Genomic DNA, 26,584 nt, shown 5'->3' with positions numbered 1-26,584 from the left:
CTGCCGAGGGGGTGCGTATGACATTGGTGAAAAAGGGATCACGACGGATCGTGGTCGATGGCGTGACCTACCGGTGGCGGCTGCGGCGCAGGCCGACGTACGACCAGCTCCTCGGCTGGGCGCCTTGCACATACGCGGTCGAACGCGCTGATCGGTCCGGCGCAGTTCTCACCGTCAGAACAGATCAACCGCACATGCGGAACGCGGTCCATTCGGCGGGCAGCCCGGTGCTCCCATCAGACGTCGCCTCCGCTGTGCGCGCTGCCCTCACACGTGGCTGGGCCCCCGAGAACCCCGGTCCCCTGTTCCGTCTCGACCAGTCGAAAGCCTTTTCCCCTTGGCCTGGATAGACGTTCACCGACCCGTCGTGACCGGCGATCACTGGCAAACGGCCGCCGCGGTCCGCCGCATCCGGCCGCACATACGCAAAGCCCCCGACCTCACCGCTGACGCTGCTGGCAGGGTGAGCCGGTGTGCCTGACCAGGGTCAAACGGGTGGCGGAGCTGCGGAGTTCACAGCCGATACGACCTTGGCCGCGTTGCGTGAGGCGTGCGCGTCGGCCGGCCTGGACCTGGGAAGCCTCCACCGGGCGGCTGCTGAACACCGCCCTGGATATGCAGTCCGGCGCCACCCACGTGGATGCAACTGCCTACACCTATGACCCGGCAGGGCAGATCACGTCCATCAGCGACGTACAGGACGGCGGCGGCACCGCGAAAACCGACACGCAGTGCTTCACCTACGACTACCTCCAGCGTCTGACGCAGGCGTGGAAAGCACGGCTGCCGTTGATTACGGCGGCGTCCAAGCCGTCGATGGCGCCAAAACCCTCGGGGATGGCCTCAATCAAGCCTTCGACGAAGCCCACGAATCAGGTATGCAGCCGCCCAGTGAAATGGCCCGGAGCATGAGAATTGTATTCACGAGAAGGTAAATTTACGGACGAGGTGACCGGGGCGGAAACTTGGCATGAGGCCAAATCCGGTAAATTTTTGGGACATGGCACAGGCGGACATTCCGGATTATTTTCTGAAGGTATTATCTCGTGGCTCGAAAGAAGGGCATTCCGTGGCAGATGATCCCGAAGGAGAGTGGCTAATAAAGTATGAGTAGAGAATCATCGATCGATTTTACCTTTGAAGGCCCGTTGGATATTAAGGGAGTCATCCGTGGTTTGCGAGAGGCTGGGGTAGAATTTGATCGTGAGGGTATTTCGTATTTTGTAAATGCCGGGGATGATCTGTACGATTGGATCCGGGCTGACTCCGCCGATCTGGATGCAGTGCTGTGCCTAATCGAGAATTCATGGATCTCCGGATCGGTGAGCGGAGTTGCCGTAGGGATTCAAAATTCTGAAAGCGGTGGAGACCTGCTGTTCTCCCCGGGGTATTCTCGGGTGACTTTCTCGGCGAGTGTGAACAAGAGGCTCATTTCGGAGTCCTCTGGGTTCGCTGATCTGGGCTGGTACTGTAAGTTTTTCATTCCGATTCTTGAGCCATTCGGCCTCGTTGCAGTAAATTCCTCCGATTTTTAAGAATACGTCCTAGTCCCGCTGCGAGGTTGTCTTCGTTGCGTTTCTGGTTCATTTCAGATAAGCGAAGCTTTCGTCAGGCGGGCGTCGTCCAGGCCAGCCGGACTGCTCACGACCCGAGCCCGGTCCTCCTCGAGGTACGCCACCCGCAAGTCGACCGCCCGCCACATCGCATCCACGAGCCACGGATCATCCGTCGTCGCCGTCACGCCGCTCTGCTCCCAACTATCCGTCCGTCACCTGCGGTCCAACGACCTACCGACCTCGGATCCGAGACCGTCACGACGACGGCGTACGGTCCACCTCGGTCACACGAACCGACCGGATATCGGCGATCTTCCCGTTCTGGATCTCGACGTCCAGCGGCGCGGCGTCGCCCGTCTTGGACTTGCCCGCCCCGAGCGTGTCAGCCGTGATCCCCGTGTTCCCCAGGTGGTCACCGTCGGCGTCCAGGAACTCCAACTGCGCGAAGCAGTCCGCCGCACCGGCCCCGTGGTTCGTCACCGTGTAGTGCACGACGTACGCGTGCGGCCCCCGCACCGGGTCGTCCTCCACCCCGGCCTTCGTGATCCGTACGTCCGCCTTCGAGCGGGGGGCGGCTTGGGCGGTCGGCGCGCTGGACGAAGTCGAGGGCGCCGTCGACGGGGACGAGCCTTTGCCCGCGGCGCCCGACGAGCCGGACGAGGAGCACCCGGTCAGGGCTGCCATCGCAAGGGTGGCAGCCACGGCAACGAAACGAGCGGGACGGAACACGCAGACCTCCATTAAGCGGATGCGTAGGCACAGAAGGCAACCGTCGAACCGACGTCCTGTGATCGGTTTGCCTCGGGGGCACCCCGAACGAGGCTGCGCCTCCTGGGCGTTGACTCACAGCTTTTGACTAATTCCGCAAAAGGTACGAATGCTCATCGCAGGCCTGTCCGGTGGAAGCAGGCGCCACAGCACCTCGACGTCGACCGTGATCGATGCGCAGCCCGTGGTGTGCAGCTCGGTCGCCCATGAGGAGAAAACAGCCGTAAGTCCGACGCACCGCAACTGCAACGCGGGGGCCATGACGTCTCGTCTACTAGATGTTCGACGAGGGGGAGCTGCGTGGAGTTCGAGGAGTTCGCCCGCACGGAATGGGCTGCGCTGCGGCGTACGGCGTTCTGGCTGTGCGGCGACTGGCACACCGCCGAGGATCTGGTGCAGGCAACGTTTATCAAGGTGTACGTCCGCTGGTGGACGCTACGCCGGGCCGCCCGAGCCAACGCTTTCGCACGTACAACACTGACCCGCACCTGGATCGACTGGCAACGCAAAGGATCAGCAGGGGAACTCCCCGCCGAAGACTTTGCCGACCAGCTCCTCGACGACACCGACATAGCACTGCGTCAGACGCTGCTGACCGCACTGCAATCACTGCCCGCGATACAGCGCGCCGTCGTGGTGCTGCGGTACTGGGAGGACATGCCGGTGGACGAGGTCGCACGAATCGTGAACCGCAAACCCGCAACCGTCCGATCGGACGCGACGCGAGGCCTGGCCGCGCTGCGGGAAACGCTGGGGGAGAAAGGAACCGTCAGGTGATGAACGAGAACGACGTGAAGAACGCGATGCGGCAGGCCCTGAACGCCGAGCCCGACGACGGACCGGACATGGAGGAGATCGTCCGGGGAGGCAGGAAGCAGCGGCGCGCGATCGTACGGCAGGTCGCGCTGGGCACCGCGGTCCTGGCCGTTGCGGGGCTCGGCGTGGGATACAGCCTGACGCACGCCCAAGCAGGCTCGAAGGATCAGAGCGTGACAACGGATCTGGCGGGTCAGGCCCGAACCCCCTCGCTCCCGCCCCACGACAACAGCCGCGCCAACCTCGACAAGGCACACGCCGATTTGCGCGCGGCGCTGGTCGGCCGCTTGCCGGCGGGAATGACACTCGAAGACGGCTCCGGGCCAAGTGACTTCAACTTGGTGCGCTCCGATGGAACGGTGACAGAACTGGGGACGCTGGTCGGGCTGCAGAACCTCGCAGGCGCGAAGAACCCGTGCACCGATTCCCAGATCAACAGCAACTGCCAGCCCGTCTCGCTGGCGGACGGCTCCCGGGGCTGGGCCTGGGAAGCGGCCGCTCAACAGGACGGGTACACCGTGACCGTGCGGATATACACCCAAGACGGTCAGGCATGGGGTCTGTCCAACGGCGCCACGGCGGTGAATCCCAAAACGCTGTCCCTGGAGAAGGGCCAGCCTCTTACCGCTGCCCAACTGATTTCCCTCGTCTCCGACCCCGAGGTGATGGCCGCCCTCAAGGAGGTCCCGACCGACCAGATCACCCCCACGCAGGCCGGACAGCCCTACCACCTGTAACAACTCAAGTCATGCGCAAACGCCCCAACGCCGCTTGCGTTTTCGAGGGCTCTCGCGGCATCGGGGCAGGTCATGGGCGGTTGCCCCAAGGAAGTGGCAGCCGGGCGCCCGGCCCGTCCGAGCGGCCCCTAGCGCCGGCCGTGCGCCCCGTCCACTTCGACGTGCAAGGCCGCTGACCAGCGCAAAGATGGGGGAGTGGCGGTTGGCACCGGCTCTGGGAGGCCCGAGCGGCCCCGAAAAGAGCATCGGCCAGAAGACCGTGTGTCTTTTGGCAGGTACAAGAAAGGCTCTGACCGGCATTTCTGCTGGTCAGAGCCTTGTTTCCGGAAGTGCCCCCGGCAGGATTCGAACCTGCGCACACGGCTCCGGAGGCCGTTGCTCTATCCCCTGAGCTACGGGGGCGACGGGAAGAACATTAGCAGGTTGGGGGAGGTGGGCTGGACAGGGTTTGGGTGGGGGAGGGGAGGTGGGGGGTGCTGGGGGGAGGGGGGTTCACCCGTGGCGGGGAAGAAATGGGCAAAACGCGGACGCATCGAGAGGGGCACGCCTACTCTTCGAGGTGTGGCGGGTGCGTCCGGCCGGGTGCTTGTTGTGGATGACAACAAGGTGATCCGGCAACTGATCAGGGTCAACCTGGAGCTGGAGGGCTTCGAGGTCGTGACCGCGGCTGATGGTGCCGAGTGCCTGGAGATCGTGCACAGTGTGCGGCCGGATGTGGTGACGCTGGATGTGGTCATGCCGCGGCTGGACGGGGTACGGACGGCGGCGCGGCTGCGGGCGGACCCGGATCCGGAGACGCGGCGCGTGGGCATCGTCATGGTGAGCGCCGGGTCCCTGCCGGAGGGGACGGGCGGGGTGGACGCCTATGTCGCGAAGCCCTTCGAGCCCGCCGACCTCGTGGAGACCGTACGTGGGCTGGTCCGGCGCGGCCCCGTGCCGCCCGAGCCCCGCGGGCAGACGGCTTCCGCACCCGGTTCCGCGTAAGCCCGGTGCCTGGACAGGGCTGGGGGACCGTACCCGAGCCCGTTCGGCAGGGGCCCGTTCCGTTGGCCGAGAATGCCGCGCCCGCCCCGCCCCGCCCCACCCCACAAGGCCGGTCGGGCCTGGCGCCTGCCCCCGCGGAGAGCTAGCGCCGCACCCCGCACCGACCCGTGCGGCCCCCGCCCCGCCCCCCGCGTCGAAAGACGCCCCCCGCCCCCCCGCAAAGCCGCTGCCGCGACCCCCCTGGGAAAACCCGGTCGCCCCGAGGCCCACCCCCTCGCCTAGGCTTTGCCGCGTGACCCCCGCTGAGCTGTCCCGCACCGTGCTGAGTACGGTGCGCCGTGCCGTCGCGGCGGGGGAGCTGGGGGTGGAGGTGCCGGAGCGAGTCGTGGTGCAGAGGCCCCCACGGCCGGGATGCGGGGACTACGCGACGAACGTGGCGTTGCAGCTCGCGGGAGCCGCGGGGCGCCCGCCGCGACAGGTCGCGGAGATCCTCAGCAGGCGGCTCAGCGCCGAGCCCGGCATCGCGCTGGTCGAGATCGCGGGCCCCGGCTTCCTCAACATCACCCTCAACGCGTGGGCGTACGCGGACGTCGTCCGGCAGGTGCGCGCCCAGGGCCCGGAGTACGGGACCGGGGACGGCCTGGCCGGTGAGGCCGGCGGCGTGGCCGCGGAAGAAGGGGCCGTACGGGCCCAGGCCGTCGCCGAGGCGGTGAACCGGCTGCTGCGCGCCGCGGGCGCCGCGCCAGCAGCCGCCGAGGAACGCGTGACGGCGGCCGAACCCCAGGACGACCCCGTCGCCCGCCTCGGCCCCGACGCCGCCCGCTGGTCGCTGCTCCGGCCGCCCGCCGAGGACCCGCCCCGTACGGACGACACGTTCCTCGCGCAGCGCGAGAGCAACCCGCTCTTCCGTATCCGCTACGCCCACGCCCGCACCCGCGCGCTGCTCCGTAACGCCCATGACCTGGGCGTGGAGATCGAGAGCACGGTGGACGACCCGTACCACCACCCCGCGGAGACCGAACTGCTCGGCCTGATCGCCGACTTCCCCCGCGTCATCGAGACCGCCGCACGGCGCCGCGCGCCCGACCGGCTCGCCCGCCATCTGGAACGGCTGTCCGACGCCTTCCTCCGCTTCCACGACGAGTGCCCCGCGCTGCCGAAGGGCGACGAGAAACCCTCGGCCGTCCACGCCGCCCGGATCCGGCTCGCCGACGCCACCGGCATCGTGCTCGCCAACGGCCTCCACCTCCTCGGCATCAGCGCTCCCGACCGCGTCTGACGGCCGGAAGCCCGGCGAACGACAGCGGGCCGACGACGAGGCCGGTCCACAACCCAGCACCCCATAAAACAACCCCCGATCTGCGAAGAAAGACGACACCGTGAGCCGTTCCGCACACCCCGCCGGGCCCCGCCACGCCGATGTGCTGCCCGAGGGCCACTACGCTGCCCCGCCGGCCGACCTCAACACCCTCGACACCCGCGTCTGGTCCCGCACCGTCACCCGTAACGCCGACGGCGCCGCCGAAGTCGGCGGCCTGGACGTGCGCGCGCTCGCCGAGGAATACGGCACGCCCGCGTACATCCTCGACGAGGCGGACTTCAGGGCCCGCTGCCGCGCGTGGCGGGCGGCCTTCGGGCACGACGCGGACGTCTTCTACGCGGGCAAGGCGTTCCTGTCCCGCGCGGTCGTGAAGTGGCTGCACGAGGAGGGGCTGAATCTGGACGTCTGCTCCGGTACGGAGCTGGCGGTGGCGCTGGAGGCGGGGATGCCCGCCGAGCGGATCGCGCTGCACGGCAACAACAAGTCCACCGCGGAGATCGAGCGCGCGGTGGAGACCGGCGTCGGCCGGATCGTGCTCGACTCGTTCCAGGAGATCGCCAGGGTCGCCGCGGAGGCGGACCGGCAGGGCAAGCGGCAGCGCGTGCAGATCCGGGTGACGGTCGGCGTCGAGGCGCACACCCACGAGTTCATCGCGACCGCGCACGAGGACCAGAAGTTCGGTCTCGCGCTGGCGGGCGGGCAGGCCGCGGAGGCGGTCCGCCGGGTGCTGAAGCTGGAGAGCCTCGAACTGGTCGGCATCCACAGCCACATCGGCTCGCAGATCTTCGACATGGCCGGCTTCGAGGTGGCCGCCCGCCGTGTCGTGTCGCTGCTGGCGGAGGTACGCGACGAGCACGGCGTCGAGCTGCCCGAGATCGACCTCGGCGGCGGCCTCGGCATCGCGTACACCACCGACGACGACCCGCGCGAGCCGCAGGAGATCGCCAAGGCGCTCGGCGAGATCGTCACCCGCGAGTGCGAGGCGGCCCGGCTCGCGGTGCCCCGGCTCTCGGTCGAGCCGGGCCGCGCGATCGTCGGACCGACCGCCTTCACGCTGTACGAGGTCGGCACGATCAAGCCGCTGGACGGCCTGCGCACGTACGTCAGCGTCGACGGCGGCATGTCGGACAACATCCGCACCGCGCTCTACGACGCCGAGTACAGCGTCTCGCTGGTGTCCCGTACGAGTGACGCCGAGCCGATGCTCAGCCGGGTCGTCGGCAAGCACTGCGAGAGCGGCGACATCGTCGTCAAGGACGCCTTCCTCCCCGCCGACCTCGCGCCCGGCGACCTGCTCGCCGTACCGGCCACCGGCGCGTACTGCCGGGCCATGGCCAGCAACTACAACCACGCGCTGCGGCCCCCGGTGGTCGCGGTCACCGACGGCCGGGCGCGGGTGATCGTCCGCCGCGAGACGGAGGACGACCTGCTGCGGCTGGACGTCGGCTGACCCCGAAGGTGCCGAAAAGGCCGCGGAAAAGCCGCCGAAGAGCCGCCGAAATGCCGCCAGACGCCGCCGGGACGACGGCAGCGCGAAGCGCCCGCGATGGTGAAGAATTCACCGTCCCCGCAAGCACGTTGAGGCGATTCGGCAGTACGAGGGCCCGCTGACGCGTAATCTCACGGGCCGAACGCGCTCGGTGACGTGAAATATCGCCGGGTGAACGGCCGGTCTCACTCACCGGACAGGGCGTGGCATCTCCCGTCCGGTGAGTGAGACTGGTTCCCATCCACGAGCTGTACGGACCCCGGGTCCGCACGGAGCTGTACGAGAGACGAGGTCGGATGATGCGTACGCGTCCGCTGAAGGTGGCGCTGCTGGGCTGTGGAGTGGTCGGCTCAGAGGTCACGCGCATCCTCACGACGCAGGGCGCCGACCTCGCCGCGCGGATCGGTGCCCCCATCGAACTGGCCGGGATCGCGGTACGCCGCCCCAACCGGGTCCGCGAGGGCGTCCCCGCCGAACTCCTCACCACGGACGCGACCGCCCTGGTCAAACGAGGCGACATCGACGTGGTCGTCGAGGTCATCGGCGGCATCGAGCCGGTCCGCACGCTGATCACCACCGCCTTCGAGCACGGCGCGTCCGTGGTCTCCGCGAACAAGGCGCTGCTCGCCGCCGACGGCGCGAAGCTGCACGCCAAGGCCGCCGAGCACGGTGTCGACCTGTATTACGAGGCCGCCGTCGCCGGGGCGATCCCGCTGATCAGGCCGCTGCGCGAGTCGCTCGCGGGCGACAAGGTCAACAGGGTGCTGGGCATCGTCAACGGCACGACGAACTTCATCCTCGACAAGATGGACTCCACCGGCGCCGGGTACAGCGAGGCGCTGGACGAGGCGACCGCGCTCGGATACGCCGAGGCCGACCCGACCGCCGACGTCGAGGGCTTCGACGCCGCCGCGAAGGCCGCGATCCTCGCCGGAATCGCCTTCCACACCCGCGTGACCATCGACGACGTGCACCGCGAGGGCCTCACCGAGGTCACCGCCGCCGACATCGCGTCCGCGCGGAAGATGGGCTGCACGGTGAAGATGCTCGCCATCTGCGAGCGCCGCCCCGACGGGCGCTCGGTGACCGCGCGCGTCCACCCCGCGATGATCCCGCTCAGCCACCCGCTGGCCTCGGTGCGCGAGGCGTACAACGCGGTCTTCGTCGAGGCGGAGGCGGCCGGGCGGCTGATGTTCTACGGTCCTGGTGCGGGCGGTGCACCCACCGCCTCCGCCGTCCTCGGCGACCTGGTGGCCGCCTGCCGCAACAAGCTGGCCGAGACCACCGGCGCCGGCGAGTCCGCGTACACGCAACTGCCGGTGAGCCCGATGGGCGATGTGGTCACCCGCTACCACATCAGCCTCGACGTGGCGGACAAACCGGGCGTCCTGGCTCAGGTCGCGACGGTCTTCGCCGAGCACGACGTGTCCATCGACACGGTGCGGCAGCAGGGTAAGGACGGCGAGGCCTCTCTCGTCGTCGTCACTCACCGCGCGCTCGACTCCGCCCTCTCGGCGACGGTCGCCAGCCTGCGGAAACTCGACACCGTACGCGGCGTCGCCAGCATCATGCGTGTGGAAGGGGAGTAGGGCCCGCTATGAACAGCACCATGAACAACGGAACCGTCGACCGGCCCCGAATGTCGGGCACCCACCAGTGGCGCGGCATCATCGAGGAGTACCGGGACCGGCTGCCGGTCGCCCCGGGCGCCCCGGTGGTCACGCTGCTGGAGGGTGGCACCCCGCTGGTCCCCGCCCAGCTCCTGTCCGAGCTGACCGGCTGTGACGTCTTCCTGAAGGTCGAGGGCGCCAACCCCACCGGCTCCTTCAAGGACCGGGGCATGACCATGGCCATCTCCAAGGCCAAGGAAGAGGGCGCGCAGGCCGTCATCTGCGCCTCGACCGGCAACACCTCGGCGTCGGCCGCCGCCTACGCGGTGCGCGCGGGCATGGTCTGCGCGGTGCTGGTGCCGCAGGGCAAGATCGCGCTCGGCAAGATGGGCCAGGCGCTGGTGCACGGCAGCCGCATCCTCCAGGTCGACGGCAACTTCGACGACTGCCTCGACCTGGCGCGCGGGCTGAGCGAGAAGTACCCGGTGGCGCTGGTCAATTCGGTCAACCCGGCCCGTATCGAGGGGCAGAAGACCGCCGCCTTCGAGATCGTGGACGCGCTCGGTGTCGCCCCCGACATCCACCTCCTCCCGGTCGGCAACGCGGGCAACATCACCGCGTACTGGAAGGGCTACAGCGAATACGCGGCGGACGGTGTGTCCGCCTCGCGGCCGCGGATGTGGGGCTTCCAGGCGCACGGCGCCGCGCCGATCGTCAACGGCGCGCCGGTACGTCAGCCGCAGACGATCGCCACCGCGATCCGGATCGGCAACCCCGCGTCCTGGCAGCAGGCCGAGCAGGCCCGCGACGAGTCCGGCGGCCTCATCGAGGCCGTGACCGACCGTCAGATCCTGGCCGCCTACCGGCTGCTGGCCGCGAAGGAGGGCGTCTTCGTCGAGCCCGCCTCCGCCGCCTCGGTCGCCGGGCTGCTCAAGGCCCGCGAAGAGGGCAAGGTGGATCCCGGTCAGCGGATCGTCTGCACGGTCACCGGGAACGGGCTCAAGGACCCCGGGTGGGCCGTGGAGGGTGCTCCGCAGCCGGTGATCGTGCCGGTCGATGCCGATGCTGCTGCGCAGCGGCTCGGGCTGGTCTGAGCCGGGCCGTCTCCGGGGCGGGACGCGCCCCGCCAGGGGTGCGGGGAACTGCGCGCTCAGCCACCGACGGTGGGGCGGCCTAACAACCGGCCCCAGCGGGGCAGTTGCGGCTGTTTCCGGGCTGACAGCCCGGTGGGGGCTTGTCGCGCAGTTCCCCGCGCCCCTGAAAAGATCGGCTCGCCGTCCTCGGCGGTGCGGCGGCTCTGAAAAGATCGGCTCGCCGTCATGGGGAAGCGTGCCGCAGGCACGGGGCGCACAGGGGAGGGGCGACACGCATCACGCGCTCTTCGTGCGCCCTATGTCGCACGAGAACCTTCCTTCGATAGGCTTACCTCAGCGGCACCGCAGTGTGCCCGACTCCGGCAGTTGCCAATGGGCAGTGCCTCCCCCGCCCCGCCGCCCGGCGATGACGCCGCGCCCGCAGGGCGAACCGCACGAGGAGATTCGTCGAACGATGGCCGGTCCCGCGTTCCGCGCCGCCGCAGTACGAGTGCGCGTCCCCGCGACCAGCGCCAATCTGGGCCCCGGTTTCGACGCCTTCGGCCTGGCGCTCGGCCTGTACGACGACGTCGTGGTCCGCGTCGCCGACTCCGGCCTGCACGTGGACATCGCGGGCGAGGGCGCCGACACCCTGGCCAGGGACGAGAAGCACCTGGTCGTACGGTCGTTGCGGACCGCCTTCGACCTGCTGGGCGGTCAGCCGCGCGGCCTCGAGGTGGTGTGCGCCAACCGCATTCCGCACGGCCGCGGCCTCGGTTCGTCCTCCGCCGCCATCTGCGCGGGCATCATCGCCGCCCGCGCGGTGACGATAGGCGGCCCCGCCGTACTCGACGACATCGCGCTGCTGGAGCTGGCCACCGAGATCGAGGGCCACCCCGACAACGTCGCCGCCTGCCTGATGGGCGGCTTCACCCTGGCGTGGACCGAGGGCGGCGCGGCCCGCGCGATCCGGCTGGACCCGGCGCGCTCGCTGGTCCCCGTGGTGTTCGTGCCCGCCACCCCCCTGCTCACCGAGACCGCCCGCGGGCTGCTGCCGCGTACCGTCCCGCATGTGGACGCCGCGGCCAACGCGGGCCGGGCCGCGCTGCTGGTGGAGGCGCTCACCCGGCGCCCCGAGCTGCTGCTGCCCGCCACCGAGGACCGCCTGCACCAGGACTACCGCGGGCCCGCCATGCCCGAGAGCCTGGCGCTGGTGAACCGGCTGCGCGCCGACGGCGTACCGGCCGTGATCTCCGGTGCGGGACCCACGGTGCTGGCGCTCACCGAGGAGGGCGCCGCCGACAAGGTCACCCGGCTCGCCGGCGAGGGCTGGGCGGCCAACCGTCTGGCGCTCGACACGGCCGGAGCCAGTGTCCTGCCGCTCGCAGGGGGGCAGTGACACGATTGCCGGTCGTAGAGAGGGGGAATGTTTGTTGGATCCGGTAGTGTTAACCTCAAGCCTGCATTCGACGCCCAATGGGCGCGATGCACTGTGTCCCTTCCGTGGGACCGCTTATCTTCCGGGAGCCTCCCACACCGCATAGGCAGCAGTCCTGCGCAGTGTCGAGCACGCTCCGGAGTCGGCACCAGGACCCTTGTCGTGCCGAGCCCCGAATGTATTTCTGCCGCCGTCAGGCGGACCACCGCCCCGGCTCTGAGCAGCGGAAACGCCCAGATCCGGACAGCACGACCGGTCGCCGAGCCAGACAGGCCGACGTCCGCTCCAGGGAAGGACCCTTCGTGAGCGACACCACCGATCTGATGGGCGTGCGCGCAGAGAACTCTGTCGCCGCGTCCGATGCCGACGCGCCTGCTACCGGTGCTGCCACGGCCAGTGCCTCACGGCGACGCCGGTCCGGGACCGGTCTTGACGGCATGGTCCTGGCCGAGTTGCAGCAGCTCGCCTCCGGTCTCGGGATCAAGGGCACCGCGCGGATGCGCAAGAGCCAGTTGATCGAGACCATCAAGGAGAAGCAGGCGGGCGGCGGCGCCGCGACGGCCCAGGCCGCCGCGCCCGCGGCAGAGGCCCCCGCGGCCGAGAAGCCCAAGCGCCGCGCGACGTCGCGGGCCCGGCTGGCCGAGGCGCCCGCCGAGGCGGACGGTGCGGCCAAGGCCGCCCCTGCCAAGGCCGCCGCCACCGCGCCCGCGGAGCCCCAGCAGATCGAGATTCCCGGCCAGCCCGCCGGTGAGCAGGCCAAGTCGGCCGCGAAGGCCGAGCGCGCCGCCGAGGCCGCCGCCGACACCGCGGAGGGCAAGACCGACAGCCGTACCGAGGCCAAGGACGCCAAGGGCGACGGCAAGCAGCAGCAGAACGGCGGCGGCGCCGCCGGGTCCGGCGACGAGCGCCAGGACCGGCAGCGCGGCCAGCGCGGCGACCGCCGTGAGCGGCAGCGCGACCGCCGCGGGCGCGGCGAGGACGGCGCCGAGGGCGGCAACCGCGACGGCGGCAACCGGCAGAACCGCGACCGCGGCGACCGGGGCAACCAGCAGCAGGGCGGCGGCCAGGGCGGCCAGAACCAGCAGCAGGGCGGCCAGGGCGGCGGCGGCAACGCGCAGGACGACGACGAGTTCGGCGACGGTCGCGGCCGTCGGCGCGGGCGCTACCGCGACCGCCGCGGGCGGGGCAACCGCCGTGACGAGTTCGGCGGCGGCGAGGTCCAGGTCTCCGACGACGACGTGCTGATCCCCGTCGCGGGCATCCTGGACATCCTCGACAACTACGCCTTCATCCGGACCTCCGGCTACCTGCCGGGTCCCAACGACGTGTACGTCTCGCTCGCCCAGGTCCGCAAGAACGGCCTGCGCAAGGGCGACCACGTCACCGGCGCCGTACGGCAGCCCAAGGACGGCGAGCGCCGCGAGAAGTTCAACGCGCTGGTCCGGCTGGACTCCGCGAACGGGATGGGCGCCGACTCCGGCCGCGGCCGTCCGGAGTTCAACAAGCTCACGCCGCTGTACCCGCAGGACCGGCTCCGTCTGGAGACCGACCCGGGCGTGCTGACCACCCGGATCATCGACCTCGTGTCGCCGATCGGCAAGGGCCAGCGCGGTCTGATCGTGGCCCCGCCGAAGACCGGCAAGACCATGATCATGCAGGCCATCGCCAACGCGATCACCACGAACAACCCCGAGTGCCACCTGATGGTCGTCCTGGTCGACGAGCGTCCCGAAGAGGTCACCGACATGCAGCGGTCGGTGAAGGGCGAGGTCATCTCCTCGACCTTCGACCGCCCCGCCGAGGACCACACCACGGTCGCCGAGCTGGCCATCGAGCGGGCCAAGCGGCTCGTGGAGCTGGGCCACGACGTGGTCGTGCTGCTCGACTCCATCACCCGTCTGGGCCGCGCGTACAACCTGGCGGCGCCCGCTTCCGGCCGCATCCTGTCCGGTGGTGTCGACTCGACCGCGCTCTACCCGCCGAAGCGGTTCTTCGGCGCGGCGCGCAACATCGAGGACGGCGGCTCGCTGACCATCCTGGCCACCGCGCTGGTCGAGACCGGCTCGCGGATGGACGAGGTGATCTTCGAGGAGTTCAAGGGCACCGGCAACATGGAGCTCAAGCTCGACCGCAAGCTCGCGGACAAGCGGATCTTCCCCGCGGTGGACGTCGACCCGTCCGGTACCCGTAAGGAAGAGATCCTGCTGGACCGGGACGAGTTGGCGATCGTCTGGAAGCTCCGCCGCGTTCTGCACGCGCTCGACTCCCAGCAGGCGATCGAGCTGCTGCTGGACAAGATGAAGCAGACGAAGTCCAACGCGGAGTTCCTGATGCAGATCGCGAAGACGACGCCGGGCAACAACGACTGACCTTCCGGTCAGGACAGACGAGAAACAGCTCGGCCCGCCGGTTTCCCGGCGGGCCGAGCTGTTTCTTTGCTCAAACATGTGTTCCCGGCTACCGGTGAGGGTGGTCCGGGCCAAGCTGGCAGTCATATGATCTGCCAGTCGCAGGTGGGGGGAACCATCTTCGGACGTCCGACCCGGCCGCAGGGCTGTGCTTCAGCCTGCCCGCGCCCCTTTTCGCCGACGTCCGGTCAGCTACTCGCTCCTGTGCACATCTCCCGTGCGGCCACCGCCCGTTGGCGGCCGTCGCGCATTTCCACGACAGGAGTTCTGAGTGTTCTCTGCCCATGAGGGCCGGGGGCGCTGGCGGCGCAGCCGTACAGCGGTCCTCGCAGCCACGGTCGCCGCGGGCGCCGTGAGTCTGTTCCTGGCGACGCCGGCCCAGGCCGGCGACCCGCAGCCGCCCGTTCTCCACCCGGCCGGGCACCCCAGTGCGCCGTCCCAGGCGGAACTGCGCGCCCGCGTCGCGGGCGCGGTGGCGGCGGACGACGGCCCGTCCCGCACCAAGCTCTCCGCCGGCCCGCACACGGTCGACCCGAAGATCATCGGCGGCACCACCACGACGATCTCCAGCGCGCCGTGGATGGTCCAGCTCTGGTACTTCGACGACAAGGGCACCGACTCGACGAAGGACGACGACAGCTTCTTCTGCGGCGGCACCGTGGTGTCCCCGTCGAAGATCCTGACCGCCGCCCACTGCGTCGCGGGCCTCAACTGGAATCTGCACGGTGTCGTCATCGGCGGCACCGACCAGCTCCCCACCGACAGCGCCGACGGCACCACCACGGATCTGCACGGCGGTACCGCCACCGGCGTGTGGCGGCAGTGGAGCAACCCGACGTACGACAACCCCGAGTACGACAACGACGTGGCCGTACTGACGCTCGACGTCCCCACGACGGCCAAGCCGCTGCCGATCACCACGGCGACCGACAGCGCCTCGTACGTCACCGGCACCCAGGGGACCGTCTACGGCTGGGGGCGCACCAGCTCCGGCAGCCCGGACCCCTCGCAGACGCTGCGGAAGGCGACCCTGCCGGTCGCCGCGAACACCGCGTGCACAACGGTGTACGGGTCGAGATTCGTCGCGGGCCACATGGTCTGCGCGGGAGCGCCCGCTTCCGGCGCGGACGCCGGGACCACCGCGACCTGCAACGGTGACTCGGGCGGTCCGCTCGTGGTCGCCGGGAAGCTGGTCGGCGTCGTCTCGTGGGGCACCAAGGACTGTGTCGCGCAGGGCACGTACAGCGTCTTCAGCCGGGTCAGCGCCTACGTCGGCGCCGTCAACCCCCGGATCGACGACGCGAATCTCAGCCTGGACGACAAGGCCGACCTGGTCGCCGTGACACCGGCCGGATCGGCGTACGAGTACGTGTCGACCGGCGGCGCCTTCGCCCCGAAGGCGTCGATGGGCGACTTCAGCGGACTGAACCTGGTCCGTCAGAGCGACCTGGACCGGAACGACTACCAGGACCTGGTCGTCCGCACCACGGACGGCCGGCTGTTCTGGCTGGACGGATACAGCGGTAACAATGTGCTGATCGGTCCGGGCTGGAACGTCATGAAGTCGATCATCACGCCGGGTGACGTCAACGGCGACGGTCTGCCGGACGTGGTCGCCACCGACACCAGCGGGAACTCGTGGCTCTACCCCGGCAACGGCAAGGGCGCCCTCGGCGCCCGCGCCAAGATCGGCGGCGGCTGGGACATCTTCAACGGCCAGATCTACGGCAAGGGCGATCTGACCGGCGACGGCCGTCCCGACATCATCGCGCGGGACAGCGCGGGCGCCCTGTGGCTCTACAAGGGCACGGGCCTCGCGTCCGGGCCCTGGGCGGCCCGTACGAAGATCGGGACCGGCTGGAACGCGTACAACGCCTTCGCGGCCGTCGGTGACATCACCGGCGACGGCAAGGCCGACCTGGTCGCCCGGGACGCCTCGGGCACGCTGTGGCTGTACAAGGGCACGGGCTCCGCGTCCGGCCCCTACGCGGCCAAGGTCAAGATCGGGACCGGCTGGAATGCGTACAACCTGTTCGGCTGAGTTTCACGCAGGGTGATCAAAAGAGCGCCCGCGTACCCCCTGACCTGGGGGTACGCGGGCGCTCGCACGTCTTCTCCCGGTCTCCCCGGATGCCGGGAAGGGGAACCTCGGCGGAGGATGGAGCGTCTGACACTTCGGGACGAATGCCCGCGAAGCCCACGAAGACCGTGACGCCGGCGAAGCCCACGAAGACCGTGCGCGCCCACGACGCCCAGGAAACGGAGGGAGCCATGTCCGAGGACCAGCTGCCGACCGGGGCCACTGCCGTCAGCGACGGCAAGGGCAGCAGGCGGCACCAGCGCACCCGGCGCCGCCGGGTGCTGCGCGTGGTCGCCTGGGGCACCGCGGGCCTGGTGCTGCTCGGCGGCGCGGGCGCGGGCTATCTCTACTTCCGGCTCAACGGCAACATCAAGAGCGTCGACATCGACTCCGCGCTCGGCACCAACCGCCCCGCGGCCCTGGGCAACGGCGCGATGGACATCCTCGTGCTCGGCTCGGACTCCCGGTCCGGCGCCAACAGCGAGTACGGCCACGCGGGCGGCGGCGCCCGCTCGGACACCGCGATGATCGTGCACCTGAACAAGGGCCACAAGGCCGCCAGCGTGGTCAGCATCCCGCGCGACACCCTCGTCCCCCGGCCCGTGTGCGCCAAGCCCGGCGGGGGCACCGCACCGGCCGTGCGGAGCGTCATGTTCAACAGCGCCTACGAGGTCGGCGGCCCGGCCTGCGCGGTCAAGACCGTCGAGGCCATGACGGGCCTGCGGATGGACCACTACATCGAGGTCGACTTCACCGGCTTCAAGAACCTCATCAACGCGCTGGGCGGCGTCCCGCTCACCACCACCCAGGCCATACACGACACCAAGAGCCACCTGGACCTGGCCGCGGGCACCCACACCCTCAACGGCGAGCAGGCGCTCGGCCTGGTCCGCACCCGGCACGGCGTGGCCGACGGCAGCGACCTGGGCCGGATCCAGCTCCAGCAGGCGTTCATGAAGGCGCTGATGAACCGGGTGAGCGGGCTCGGCCTGCTGACCAGCCCCACCAAGCTGATCGACGTCGCCGACACCGCCACCAGCGCCATCACCACCGACTCCGACCTCGCCTCGGTCGGCTCCCTGATGGGCTTCGCGGAGAGCGTGCGCGGCCTGGACTCGACGAATGTCCACATGGTGACACTGCCGGTCCAGTACGCGGTCAGCGATCCCAACCGGGTGGAGCCGATGCCCGCGCAGGCCGCGATGGTGTGGGCCGCGCTGCGGGCCGACCGGCCGATCCCGGCCGCCGCCACCAAGGGCTCGGCCGCCGACGAGGTCAACGCCAAGAAGGTGGTCGGGGCCGGCGCCACCGCGGACCCGGGCACCTCGCCGAGCCCGGGCCTCAGCCCGAGCACCACGCCCTGACCTGGCCGGACCCGCCCCGGACCCGCTCCGGGGCCCGCGCCCCGGACCCGCTCCGACCTGCGCTTTCGGGCCGGGAATTATCCGGGCCCACCCCTCGTTTTGGGAGATACGGCCAGTCCTGGCAGACTGGACCGCTGGCTCCGGTTCACGTGCACGCAAACCCGCGGTACGACCCGGCGCCCTCCCGAACCTAGGAGCATCCCTTGAAGCAAGGCATCCACCCCGAGTACTTCGAGACCCAGGTCACCTGCACCTGTGGCGCCTCGTTCACCACTCACAGCACCGAGAAGAGCGGCCAGATCCGCGCCGACGTGTGCTCCGAGTGCCACCCGTTCTACACGGGCAAGCAGAAGATCCTCGACACCGGCGGCCGTGTGGCCCGCTTCGAGGCCCGCTTCGGCAAGGCCGCCGGGTCCGCCAAGAAGTAGCGACCCGCAAGCGCCGGTTCCCGGTCGCCCAGTCATGGGTGACCGGACCGGCGCTTTGTCGTCCCGGGCCAGCCAGGCCAGGCAGCCACTTCATCCAGCTAGGGAACCGAAGATGTTCGAGGCGGTCGAGGAACTGATCGGCGAGCACGCCGACCTCGAAAAGCAGCTTGCCGACCCCGCGGTCCACGCGGACCAGGCCAACGCCCGCAAGCTGAACAAGCGTTACGCCGAGCTGACCCCCATCATCAGCACGTACCGCTCCTGGCGGCAGCTCGGCGACGACATCGGTACCGCCCGCGAACTCGGCGCCGACGACCCGGACTTCGCCGCCGAGGTGAAGGACCTGGAGAAGCAGCGCGACGAGGTGACCGAGCGGCTGCGGCTGCTGCTGGTGCCCCGCGACCCCAGCGACGACAAGGACGTCATCCTGGAGGTCAAGGCGGGGGAGGGCGGCGAGGAGTCCGCGCTGTTCGCCGGCGACCTGCTGCGGATGTACCTGCGCTACGCCGAGCGCGTCGGCTGGAAGACCGAGATCCTCGACGCCAACGAGTCCGACCTCGGCGGCTACAAGGACGTCCAGGTCGTGGTCAAGGCCAAGAGCAACCACGAGCCCGGCCAGGGCGTCTGGGCCCGTATGAAGTACGAGGGCGGCGTGCACCGCGTCCAGCGGGTGCCCGCCACCGAGTCGCAGGGCCGTATCCACACCTCCGCGGCCGGTGTGCTGGTCACCCCGGAGGCCGAGGAGGTCGAGGTCGAGATCGGCCCCAACGACCTGCGGATCGACGTCTACCGCTCGTCGGGCCCCGGCGGCCAGTCCGTCAACACCACCGACTCCGCGGTCCGCATCACACACCTCCCCAGCGGCCTGGTCGTCTCCTGCCAGAACGAGAAGAGCCAGCTCCAGAACAAGGAGTCGGCGATGCGCATCCTGCGCTCCCGGCTGCTGGCCGCCGCGCAGGAGGAGGCGGAGAAGGAAGCCTCCGACGCCCGCCGCAGCCAGGTCCGTACCGTCGACCGCTCCGAGCGCATCCGTACGTACAACTTCCCCGAGAACCGCATCTCGGACCACCGGGTCGGCTTCAAGGCGTACAACTTGGACCAGGTGCTCGACGGGGACCTGGACGCGATGATCCAGGCCTGCGTGGACGCCGATTCGGCGGCCAAACTGGCCGCCGCTGGCGACGGCAGCTAAGGGGGGAAGGCAGAGTGAACCTGCTGCTCGCCGAGGTGGCGCAGGCCGCCCAGCGACTGGCCGACGCGGGCGTGCCGTCGCCACGCTTCGACGCCGAGGAACTCGCCGCGTACGTCCACGGGGTCAAGCGCGGCGAACTGCACGGCGTCGCCGACACCGAGTTCGACGCCCGGTACTGGGAGGCCGTGGCGCGCCGCGAGGCACGCGAACCGCTCCAGCACATCACCGGCCGGGCCTTCTTCCGCTACCTCGAACTCCAGGTGGGGCCAGGGGTGTTCGTGCCCCGCCCGGAGACCGAGTCGGTGGTCGGCTGGGCGATAGACGCCGTACGCGCCATGGACGTCGCGGAACCGCTGATCGTGGACCTGTGCACCGGCTCCGGCGCCATCGCGCTGGCGCTGGCCCAGGAGGTGCCGCGCTCGCGGGTGCACGCCGTGGAGCTGTCCGAGGACGCCCTGGAGTGGGCCCGCAAGAACGTCGAGGGCAGCAAGGTCGACCTGCGGCAGGGCAACGCGCTGACCGCGTTCCCCGAACTCAACGGTCACGTCGACCTGGTGATCTCCAACCCGCCCTACATCCCGCTCACCGAGTGGGAGTACGTGGCGCCCGAGGCCCGCGACCACGACCCCGAACTCGCCCTGTTCTCCGGCGAGGACGGCCTGGACACCATCCGCGGCATCGAGCGCACCGCGCACCGGCTGCTGCGGCCCGGCGGCGTCGTCGTCATCGAGCACGCCGACTCCCAGGGCGGCCAAGTGCCGTGGATCTTCAAGGAGGACGCGGGCTGGGCGGACGCGGCCGACCACCCCGATCTCAACAACCGCCCCCGTTTCACCACGGCCCGTAAGGCGACACCATGACGGGGACACAGCATCTTCTGGAGGTCAGCTAATGGCACGGCGATACGACTGCTCGGATGCGACCGACCGGGCCACCGGCCTGCGCGAGGCCACCTCGGCCGTCAAGCGCGGTGAACTCGTCGTCCTGCCCACCGACACCGTGTACGGCATCGGCGCGGACGCCTTCGACGCCGAGGCGGTCGGCGACCTGCTGGAGGCCAAGGGCCGCGGGCGCAACATGCCCTCGCCCGTCCTGGTCGGCTCCCCGAACACCCTGCACGGCATCGTCACCGACTTCTCCGAGCAGGCGTGGGAGCTCGTCGACGCCTTCTGGCCCGGCGCGCTCACCCTGGTCACCAAGCACCAGCCGTCGCTCAACTGGGACCTCGGCGACGCCCGCGGCACCGTCGCCGTCCGGATGCCGCTGCACCCGGTCGCGATCGAGCTGCTGACCGCCACCGGGCCGATGGCCGTCTCCAGCGCCAACCTCACGGGACACCCCTCGCCGCAGGACTGCGACGCCGCCCAGGGCATGCTCGGCGACTCCGTGGCGGTCTACCTCGACGGCGGCCCCACCCCGTCCGCCGTCGCCTCCTCGATCGTGGACGTGACGGGGAAGGTCCCGGTACTGCTGCGGGCCGGGGCGATCAGTGCGGAGGAGCTGCGCAAGGTGGTCCCCGACCTGGAGGAGCGCAGTTGACTGCGCCCGACGGGCGTGGCATACCGGGCCTCGCCGCCCGCGCGGGGACCCTCCCCGGACAGGGCGGTGACGCCTTCCGCATCCTCCACGTCTGCACCGGCAACGTCTGCCGCTCGCCGATGGCCGAGCGGCTGACGCGGCATGGGCTGGCGCGCCGCCTCGGCGACGGCGCCACCGGCATCGTCGTGGAGTCCGCGGGCACCTGGGGCCACGAAGGCGCGCCGATGGAGGCGCACGCCGCCGCCGTACTCGCCGAGTACGGCGCCGACCCGACCGGTTTCACCGGCCGGGAGCTGCTCGACGACCACGTGATCGACGCCGACCTCGTCCTGACCGCGACCCGCGACCACCGCTCCCAGGTGATCTCGATGGGACACGCGGCGGGTCTGCGTACCTTCACGCTCAAGGAGTTCACCCGCCTGGTGCGGGCCATAGACCCCACCACGCTGCCCGAGGGCAGTGTCACCGACCGCGCCCGCGCCCTGGTCGGCGCCGCCGCCGCGCTGCGCGGCTGGCTGCTCGCGCCCAGCCCCGACGCCGACGAGGTCCACGACCCGTACGGCGCTCCCATCTCGTACTTCCGCAGCATCGGCGACGAGATCCACACCGCGCTCGACCCCGTCGTCACCGCCCTGACGGGCATCCCCGCGGCCGTCTGAGCCCGCGACGGCACGCCCGGGACAACCCCTTCACATTCCCCGTACAGCCGGTGTGCAACCGTGGGCCCTCCCTGTGAGTCTTGATTGATGTTCGCCGTCTCGGCCCGGCCACCACTAGGGTGTGACGCTGTGAGGATCCCCCGGACGTGTGCGCAGCGCTGCTACGCCCCCGAAGTCGTCGGAGGCTGCTCGTGCGCGAGTATCTGCTGACCCTGTGCGTCGCCGCCGCCGTCACGTATCTGCTGACCGGCCCGGTACGGAAGTTCGCCATCGCGGCGGGCGCCATGCCGCCGATCCGCGCGCGTGACGTGCACCGCGAGCCCACGCCCCGGCTGGGCGGCATCGCGATGTTCGGCGGGCTGTGCGCCGGTCTGCTGGTCGCCGCGCACCTGAGCAACATCGGGGACGTGTTCTCGCAGTCCAACGAGCCGCGCGCGCTGCTGTCCGGCGCCGGGCTGATCTGGCTGCTCGGTGTGCTGGACGACAAGTGGGGCGTCGACGCGCTGGTCAAGCTCGGCGTGCAGATGATCGCCGCGGGTCTGATGGTCTTCCAGGGCCTGACGATTCTGTGGCTGCCGGTGCCCGGCGTCGGCCCGGTCGCGCTCACCCCGATCCAGTCGACGCTGCTGACGGTCGCGCTGGTCGTCATCACCATCAACGCGGTCAACTTCGTGGACGGCCTCGACGGTCTGGCCGCGGGTGTCGTCTGCATCGCCGCCATCGCGTTCTTCATGTACGCGTACCGCATGTGGTACGGCTACGGCGTCGAGGCCGCCGCGCCCGCCACGCTGTTCAGCGCGATCCTGATCGGCATGTGCGTGGGCTTCCTGCCGCACAACATCCACCCGGCGCGGATCTTCATGGGCGACTCGGGGTCGATGCTGATCGGCCTGGTGCTCGCCTCGTCCGCGATCTCCATCACCGGGCAGGTCGACCCGGACGCCATCACCGACTTCACCGGCTCCAGCCGCAGCACCGTGCACTTCATGGTGCCGGTCTACATGCCGCTGCTGCTGCCGCTGACGATGATCGCGATCCCGGCAGCCGACCTGGTGCTTGCCGTGGTCCGCAGGACGTGGAAGGGGCAGTCGCCGTTCGCCGCCGACCGCGGCCACCTGCACCACCGGCTGCTGGAGATCGGGCACTCGCACAGCCGGGCCGTGCTGATCATGTACTTCTGGTCGGCGCTGTTCGCCTTCTCCGCGGTGGCGTTCTCGGTGAACTCCTCCAGCCTCGGCATCGTCATGGTGATCGTCGGCCTGAGCGCGCTGGGTCTGCTGGTCCTGCTGCTGCCGCGGTTCCGGCCGCGCGCGCCGCACTGGGCCGAGGCGTTCGTACCGCCACGCTACCGGCGCCGACGCCGCCGGCTGGCCGCCGCCGCTGCCGCGGCCGAGCGGGAGATGCGCTCCGAGGACCGGCCGCCGCTGCACGGATCGACCGCGATCGGCGACCGTTCGCGGCTGCCGGACCGGCGTCCCGTCGAGAGCCGCCGGTAGTCGTCGGGCAGGCTCTGAGCGGCGTGGGCAGCCGGTAGTTGACCGTCATCGATAAAGTCCTTTAAATCCGGCATATCCGGCAATTTCCCCGAAGTGGGCAAATAGGACGTCAGTTGAACGGCGTGTCGATACCTCTCCCGTGTGACAGTGAGCACATCTCCATGGTAAAGCCCTGGCTAAATACTTTGTGATACCGTTCACGAAACCCGGGAAACAAGCCGAAAGACCGTAGTGAGATGGTCTTCCGGCGTGAGGCACGTCCCCAAACCCGGATTACGCTCGTCTCCGACGACACCCGCTTTCCCCAACTCCCGCCGGAGGAGCTGCCACCATGCAGTCCAACGACGTCCGAACTCTCCTCAACTGCACCGTCCCCACTGCCGCGGCCGGTGTCATCGCCACCGCTGTGAGCGGAGCGGTGGCCGGTGGCAAGGGAGCGATCGGCGCCGCCGCCGGCACGTTGGTCGTGATCGCCTTCATGGCGATCGGGATGGTGGTGCTCCAGCGCACCGCCAAGGCGTACCCGTCGCTGTTCCAGATGATGGGCCTCGTGCTCTACACCGTGCAGATCCTGCTGCTGGCGATCGTGCTCGCGGTGTTCAAGCACACCTCGCTCTTCAACACCCGCGCGTTCGCCTTCTCGCTGCTGGCCGCGGCGCTCGTCTGGATCGCCGCGCAGGCACGCGCGCACATGAAGACCAAGATCCTTTACGTCGAGCCCGAGTCGGCGGGAACACCGTCGTGAGCCGCGGGTTCGGTAGGGCCGGTGTAAAGACCCTGCCGCTCGTTTGCTATCGTCCGGACTCAACTGCGGCGGAGCTGCCGCGAGCGGCGCTCAAGCCTGCCCTGCCGCTCGGTTCAGCGCCGACTCGCCGCGTACACATCCGACCCACCAGTCCAGTGCCGTTCCGTGGCCGTCAGGCCCGCCGACACATCGAGGTTGCCGTACCCATGCGCCACGCTGAAGGAGCTCGCGGTGAGTGCTGACCAGGTTCTCGCCTTCGAGACGAACTGCCACCTCTTCGACGGGTGCGGCTTCCCGGCCCCCGGACTGCACTCGTTCGTCTTCGAGCCGATCTTCTCGATCGGCAGCTTCCACTTCAACAAGCCGATGCTGCTGGCGCTGTTGAGCACGATCGTGGTCGTCGGATTCTTCTGGGCCGCGTTCAACAAGCCCAAGGTGGTCCCGGGCAAGGTCCAGATGGTGGGCGAGGCGGGCTACGACTTCGTCCGCCGCGGCATCGTCTACGAGACGCTCGGCAAGAAGGTCGGCGAGAAGTACGTCCCGCTGATGGTCTCGCTGTTCTTCTTCGTCTGGATCATGAACATCTGGTCGGTCATCCCGGTCGCCCAGTTCCCCGTGACGTCGATCATCGCCTTCCCCGTCGGGCTGGCCGCGATCGTCTACGTCACGTGGATGTACCTGACGTTCAAGAAGCACGGCTTCGTCGGCGGCCTGAAGAACATCACCGGCTACGACAAGACACTCGGCGCCGTGCTGCCGCTCTCCATGACCATCGAGTTCTTCTCGAACGTCCTGGTGCGGCCCTTCACCCACGCGGTCCGGCTCTTCGCCAACATGTTCGCCGGTCACACGCTGCTGCTGCTGTTCACCATCGCGAGCTGGTACATGCTCAACGGCATCGGCATCGCCTACGCGGGCGTCTCGTTCGTGATGACCATCGTGATGACCGCCTTCGAGCTGTTCATCCAGGCCGTTCAGGCGTACGTGTTCGTGCTCCTGGCCTGTAGCTACGTCCAGGGCGCGCTCGCCGAGCACCACTGAGCACCGCCCCCACGACCCGATAGATGTCCGGTGGCCAACCCCCACCGGTCCGAGAAAGATAAGGAAGAACCGGCATGTCCGCTCTCGCGCACGCGACGCTCGCCGCCACCCAGATCAAGGGCAACCTCGGCTCGATCGGTTACGGCCTCGCGGCCATCGGCCCCGGCGTCGGCATCGGCATCATCTTCGGTAACGGCACCCAGGCCCTCGCCCGCCAGCCCGAGGCGGCCGGTCTGATCCGCGCCAACCAGATCCTCGGCTTCGCCTTCTGTGAGGCGCTCGCCCTCATCGGTCTGGTCATGCCGTTCGTCTACCCGGCCACCTGATCCCGGCCGACGAACAGAAACCTAGACGGAAGGCACTGATGTGATCGCCCAGGTACCGCTGGCGACAGCGGAGAACCCGCTCATCCCGCCGATCCCCGAGCTCATCATCGGCCTGATCGCCTTCGCCATCGTCTTCTTCTTCCTCGCCAAGAAGCTCCTCCCGAACATCAACAAGGTTCTGGACGAGCGCCGTGAGGCCATCGAAGGTGGCATGGAGAAGGCCGAGGCCACCCAGGCCGAGGCCCAGCAGACGCTGGAGCAGTACCGCGAGCAGCTCTCCGAGGCCCGGCACGAGGCCGCGCGACTGCGCCAGGAGGCGCAGGAGCAGGGCGCCGCGCTGATCGCGGAGATGCGGGCCGAAGGCCAGCGCCAGCGCGAGGAGATCGTGGCCGCGGGTCACGCGCAGATCGAGGCCGACCGCAAGGCCGCCGCCGCCGCGCTGCGCCAGGACGTCGGCAAGCTCGCCACCGAACTGGCGGGCAAGCTCGTCGGTGAGTCCCTGGAGGACTCCGCCCGGCAGAGCCGCACCATCGACCGCTTCCTCGACGGCCTGGACAACGCGGCTCCCGCCGCCGGTTCCGCGACGGCCGAGGCGGCGCGATGAACGGCGCGAGCCGCGACGCGCTGGGCGCGGCCCGCGAACGGCTCGACGCGCTGACGGACGTCCAGTCCGTCGACGTGGCCAAGCTCGCCGAGGACCTGGCCGCCGTCACCGGGCTGCTGGACCGCGAGGGCACGCTCCGTCGCGCCCTGACCGACCCGGCGAAGTCCGGCGAGGCCAAGGCGTCGCTGGCGCGGCAGCTCCTCGGCGGCCAGATCGGCGGCGAAAGCCTCGACCTGCTCACCGGCATGGTCAGGTCCCGCTGGTCGCGCTCGCGCGACCTGGTCGACTCGGTCGAGGAGCTGGCGTCGAGCGCCGACCTCGCCACCGCCCAGCGGGCCGGTCACCTCGACGACGTCGAGGACGAGCTGTTCCGCTTCGGCCGGATCGTCTCCGGCAGCACCGAACTGCGCTCCGCTCTCACCGACCGCGTCGTCGGCGCTCCGGCCAAGGCCGCACTGCTGCACACGCTGCTCGGCGGGCGGGCCAATCCGGTCACCGAACGGCTGGTCGTCCGGCTGGTCACCACGCCGCGGGGACGTAGCCTGGAGTCGGGGATCGAATCCCTGTCCAAGCTGGCCGCGGCCCGCCGTGACCGGATGGTCGCGGAAGTGGTGTCGGCGACTCCGCTCAGTGACCAGCAGAAGCAGCGCCTCGGCGCCGCGCTGGCCCGGATCTACGGCCGCCAGGTCCATCTGAACCTGGACGTGGACCCCACGGTCCTCGGCGGAGTCCGGGTGCAGGTCGGTGACGAGGTCATCAACGGAGCCATCTCCGACCGTCTCGACGAGGCGGCCCGGCGGATGGCGGGCTGACAGCCGGTCGCTCCACCAGGACCGCGCGGCACCAGCCACGCAGAACGCAGTACGAAGCACGACGACGCAGTACGAGCGGCCCGAGTTGGGCCGACGGA

General features: G+C 69.8%; 24 protein-coding genes, 1 tRNA gene and 1 pseudogene. 24 read left to right on the top strand and 2 right to left on the bottom strand.

What is annotated here, in order from left to right; genetic code table 11:
• Positions 1–543: 543 nt before the first annotated feature.
• Entirely contained in the window at positions 544–912 is a 369-nt protein-coding gene (locus tag ABZX65_RS25315; protein WP_355344239.1) for a hypothetical protein, read from the top strand.
• 194 nt (positions 913–1,106) lie between these two features.
• On the top strand, positions 1,107–1,535 hold the full coding sequence (locus ABZX65_RS25310) for a hypothetical protein (RefSeq protein WP_355344236.1): 429 nt from the start codon (positions 1,107–1,109) through the stop codon (positions 1,533–1,535).
• Positions 1,536–1,811: 276 nt separating this feature from the next.
• Here ABZX65_RS25310 and ABZX65_RS25305 read toward each other — a convergent pair whose 3' ends face one another.
• The gene (locus ABZX65_RS25305; protein WP_355344233.1) at positions 1,812–2,258 is read right to left on the bottom strand and encodes a hypothetical protein; all 447 of its coding nucleotides are present in this window, start codon (positions 2,256–2,258) and stop codon (positions 1,812–1,814) included.
• A 366-nt stretch (positions 2,259–2,624) separates the two neighbouring features.
• Here ABZX65_RS25305 and ABZX65_RS25300 point away from each other — a divergent pair, with 366 nt between their 5' ends.
• Entirely contained in the window at positions 2,625–3,101 is a 477-nt protein-coding gene (locus ABZX65_RS25300) for a SigE family RNA polymerase sigma factor (protein ID WP_355344230.1), read from the top strand.
• Entirely contained in the window at positions 3,101–3,877 is a 777-nt protein-coding gene (locus ABZX65_RS25295) for a hypothetical protein (RefSeq protein ID WP_355344227.1), read from the top strand. The genes ABZX65_RS25300 and ABZX65_RS25295 overlap by 1 nt, the downstream gene beginning before the upstream one ends.
• A gap of 330 nt (positions 3,878–4,207) precedes the next feature.
• Here the strand turns inward: ABZX65_RS25295 and ABZX65_RS25290 are convergent.
• Positions 4,208–4,279: transfer RNA gene (locus tag ABZX65_RS25290), tRNA-Arg, on the bottom strand.
• A 110-nt stretch (positions 4,280–4,389) separates the two neighbouring features.
• On the opposite strand from ABZX65_RS25290, the pseudogene ABZX65_RS25285 reads away from it, so the two are divergent.
• The 20 genes and pseudogenes from ABZX65_RS25285 (at position 4,390) to ABZX65_RS25190 (ending at position 26,486) form a co-directional block, all read left to right on the top strand.
• Positions 4,390–4,861 (top strand): annotated as a pseudogene (locus ABZX65_RS25285) (response regulator).
• 292 nt (positions 4,862–5,153) lie between these two features.
• Positions 5,154–6,140 carry an ArgS-related anticodon-binding protein NrtL gene (gene nrtL, locus ABZX65_RS25280; protein WP_355344224.1) on the top strand — a complete coding sequence of 329 codons (987 nt, stop codon included), beginning with the start codon at positions 5,154–5,156 and terminating at the stop codon, positions 6,138–6,140.
• A 100-nt stretch (positions 6,141–6,240) separates the two neighbouring features.
• On the top strand, positions 6,241–7,632 hold the full coding sequence (lysA, locus tag ABZX65_RS25275) for a diaminopimelate decarboxylase (RefSeq protein WP_355344221.1): 1,392 nt from the start codon (positions 6,241–6,243) through the stop codon (positions 7,630–7,632).
• Between the two features lie 335 nt (positions 7,633–7,967).
• Positions 7,968–9,260 carry a homoserine dehydrogenase gene (locus ABZX65_RS25270; RefSeq protein WP_355344218.1) on the top strand — a complete coding sequence of 431 codons (1,293 nt, stop codon included), beginning with the start codon at positions 7,968–7,970 and terminating at the stop codon, positions 9,258–9,260.
• A gap of 20 nt (positions 9,261–9,280) precedes the next feature.
• Positions 9,281–10,375 carry a threonine synthase gene (gene thrC, locus ABZX65_RS25265; RefSeq protein WP_355344215.1) on the top strand — a complete coding sequence of 365 codons (1,095 nt, stop codon included), beginning with the start codon at positions 9,281–9,283 and terminating at the stop codon, positions 10,373–10,375.
• Positions 10,376–10,829: 454 nt separating this feature from the next.
• A complete protein-coding gene (gene thrB, locus ABZX65_RS25260; RefSeq protein WP_355344212.1) occupies positions 10,830–11,753 on the top strand; it encodes a homoserine kinase in 924 nt (307 codons plus the stop codon).
• Positions 11,754–12,094: 341 nt separating this feature from the next.
• Positions 12,095–14,161: a transcription termination factor Rho gene (gene rho, locus ABZX65_RS25255; RefSeq protein WP_355344209.1), complete on the top strand. Its 2,067-nt coding sequence runs from the start codon at positions 12,095–12,097 to the stop codon at positions 14,159–14,161.
• 310 nt (positions 14,162–14,471) lie between these two features.
• The gene (locus tag ABZX65_RS25250) at positions 14,472–16,241 is read left to right on the top strand and encodes a trypsin-like serine protease (RefSeq protein WP_355344206.1); all 1,770 of its coding nucleotides are present in this window, start codon (positions 14,472–14,474) and stop codon (positions 16,239–16,241) included.
• Between the two features lie 230 nt (positions 16,242–16,471).
• Complete coding sequence (locus tag ABZX65_RS25245; protein WP_355344203.1) at positions 16,472–17,644, top strand: LCP family protein; 1,173 nt, start codon at positions 16,472–16,474, stop codon at positions 17,642–17,644.
• A gap of 203 nt (positions 17,645–17,847) precedes the next feature.
• Positions 17,848–18,072 carry a 50S ribosomal protein L31 gene (rpmE, locus tag ABZX65_RS25240; RefSeq protein ID WP_188281959.1) on the top strand — a complete coding sequence of 75 codons (225 nt, stop codon included), beginning with the start codon at positions 17,848–17,850 and terminating at the stop codon, positions 18,070–18,072.
• Positions 18,073–18,184: 112 nt separating this feature from the next.
• Positions 18,185–19,264 carry a peptide chain release factor 1 gene (gene prfA, locus ABZX65_RS25235; RefSeq protein WP_355344200.1) on the top strand — a complete coding sequence of 360 codons (1,080 nt, stop codon included), beginning with the start codon at positions 18,185–18,187 and terminating at the stop codon, positions 19,262–19,264.
• 14 nt (positions 19,265–19,278) lie between these two features.
• The gene (prmC, locus tag ABZX65_RS25230; RefSeq protein WP_188281957.1) at positions 19,279–20,124 is read left to right on the top strand and encodes a peptide chain release factor N(5)-glutamine methyltransferase; all 846 of its coding nucleotides are present in this window, start codon (positions 19,279–19,281) and stop codon (positions 20,122–20,124) included.
• Between the two features lie 31 nt (positions 20,125–20,155).
• Positions 20,156–20,803 carry an L-threonylcarbamoyladenylate synthase gene (locus ABZX65_RS25225; protein WP_188281956.1) on the top strand — a complete coding sequence of 216 codons (648 nt, stop codon included), beginning with the start codon at positions 20,156–20,158 and terminating at the stop codon, positions 20,801–20,803.
• A 20-nt stretch (positions 20,804–20,823) separates the two neighbouring features.
• A complete protein-coding gene (locus ABZX65_RS25220) occupies positions 20,824–21,462 on the top strand; it encodes a protein-tyrosine-phosphatase (RefSeq protein WP_317452698.1) in 639 nt (212 codons plus the stop codon).
• Between the two features lie 191 nt (positions 21,463–21,653).
• Positions 21,654–22,958: an MraY family glycosyltransferase gene (locus ABZX65_RS25215; RefSeq protein WP_188281954.1), complete on the top strand. Its 1,305-nt coding sequence runs from the start codon at positions 21,654–21,656 to the stop codon at positions 22,956–22,958.
• 331 nt (positions 22,959–23,289) lie between these two features.
• Positions 23,290–23,703, top strand: coding sequence for a hypothetical protein (locus tag ABZX65_RS25210; protein ID WP_188281953.1), 414 nt, complete (start codon positions 23,290–23,292; stop codon positions 23,701–23,703).
• A 231-nt stretch (positions 23,704–23,934) separates the two neighbouring features.
• A complete protein-coding gene (gene atpB, locus ABZX65_RS25205) occupies positions 23,935–24,744 on the top strand; it encodes a F0F1 ATP synthase subunit A (protein WP_355344193.1) in 810 nt (269 codons plus the stop codon).
• 74 nt (positions 24,745–24,818) lie between these two features.
• On the top strand, positions 24,819–25,070 hold the full coding sequence (gene atpE / locus ABZX65_RS25200) for an ATP synthase F0 subunit C (RefSeq protein ID WP_188281952.1): 252 nt from the start codon (positions 24,819–24,821) through the stop codon (positions 25,068–25,070).
• Positions 25,071–25,110: 40 nt separating this feature from the next.
• On the top strand, positions 25,111–25,674 hold the full coding sequence (locus ABZX65_RS25195) for a F0F1 ATP synthase subunit B (RefSeq protein WP_188281951.1): 564 nt from the start codon (positions 25,111–25,113) through the stop codon (positions 25,672–25,674).
• Positions 25,671–26,486, top strand: coding sequence for a F0F1 ATP synthase subunit delta (locus ABZX65_RS25190; protein ID WP_355344188.1), 816 nt, complete (start codon positions 25,671–25,673; stop codon positions 26,484–26,486). The genes ABZX65_RS25195 and ABZX65_RS25190 overlap by 4 nt, the downstream gene beginning before the upstream one ends.
• Positions 26,487–26,584: the final 98 nt, after the last annotated feature.

The organism is Streptomyces sp. NPDC003300, assembly GCF_040610915.1.
GTDB lineage: Bacteria > Actinomycetota > Actinomycetes > Streptomycetales > Streptomycetaceae > Actinacidiphila.
This window is presented reverse-complemented; position numbering and strand designations above follow the sequence as displayed.

Excerpts from the sequence above, each read along its gene's own strand:
- ABZX65_RS25295 (WP_355344227.1), top strand. The coding sequence starts at position 3,101 with ATGAACGAGAACGACGTGAAGAACGCGATGCGGCAGGCCCTGAACGCC.
- ABZX65_RS25190 (WP_355344188.1), top strand. The coding sequence starts at position 25,671 with ATGAACGGCGCGAGCCGCGACGCGCTGGGCGCGGCCCGCGAACGGCTC.
- ABZX65_RS25225 (WP_188281956.1), top strand. The coding sequence starts at position 20,156 with ATGGCACGGCGATACGACTGCTCGGATGCGACCGACCGGGCCACCGGC.
- ABZX65_RS25245 (WP_355344203.1), top strand. The coding sequence starts at position 16,472 with ATGTCCGAGGACCAGCTGCCGACCGGGGCCACTGCCGTCAGCGACGGC.
- thrB (WP_355344212.1), top strand. The coding sequence starts at position 10,830 with ATGGCCGGTCCCGCGTTCCGCGCCGCCGCAGTACGAGTGCGCGTCCCC.
- atpE (WP_188281952.1), top strand. The coding sequence starts at position 24,819 with ATGTCCGCTCTCGCGCACGCGACGCTCGCCGCCACCCAGATCAAGGGC.
- ABZX65_RS25210 (WP_188281953.1), top strand. The coding sequence starts at position 23,290 with ATGCAGTCCAACGACGTCCGAACTCTCCTCAACTGCACCGTCCCCACT.
- prfA (WP_355344200.1), top strand. The coding sequence starts at position 18,185 with ATGTTCGAGGCGGTCGAGGAACTGATCGGCGAGCACGCCGACCTCGAA.
- ABZX65_RS25310 (WP_355344236.1), top strand. The coding sequence starts at position 1,107 with ATGAGTAGAGAATCATCGATCGATTTTACCTTTGAAGGCCCGTTGGAT.
- thrC (WP_355344215.1), top strand. The coding sequence starts at position 9,281 with ATGAACAACGGAACCGTCGACCGGCCCCGAATGTCGGGCACCCACCAG.
- ABZX65_RS25270 (WP_355344218.1), top strand. The coding sequence starts at position 7,968 with ATGATGCGTACGCGTCCGCTGAAGGTGGCGCTGCTGGGCTGTGGAGTG.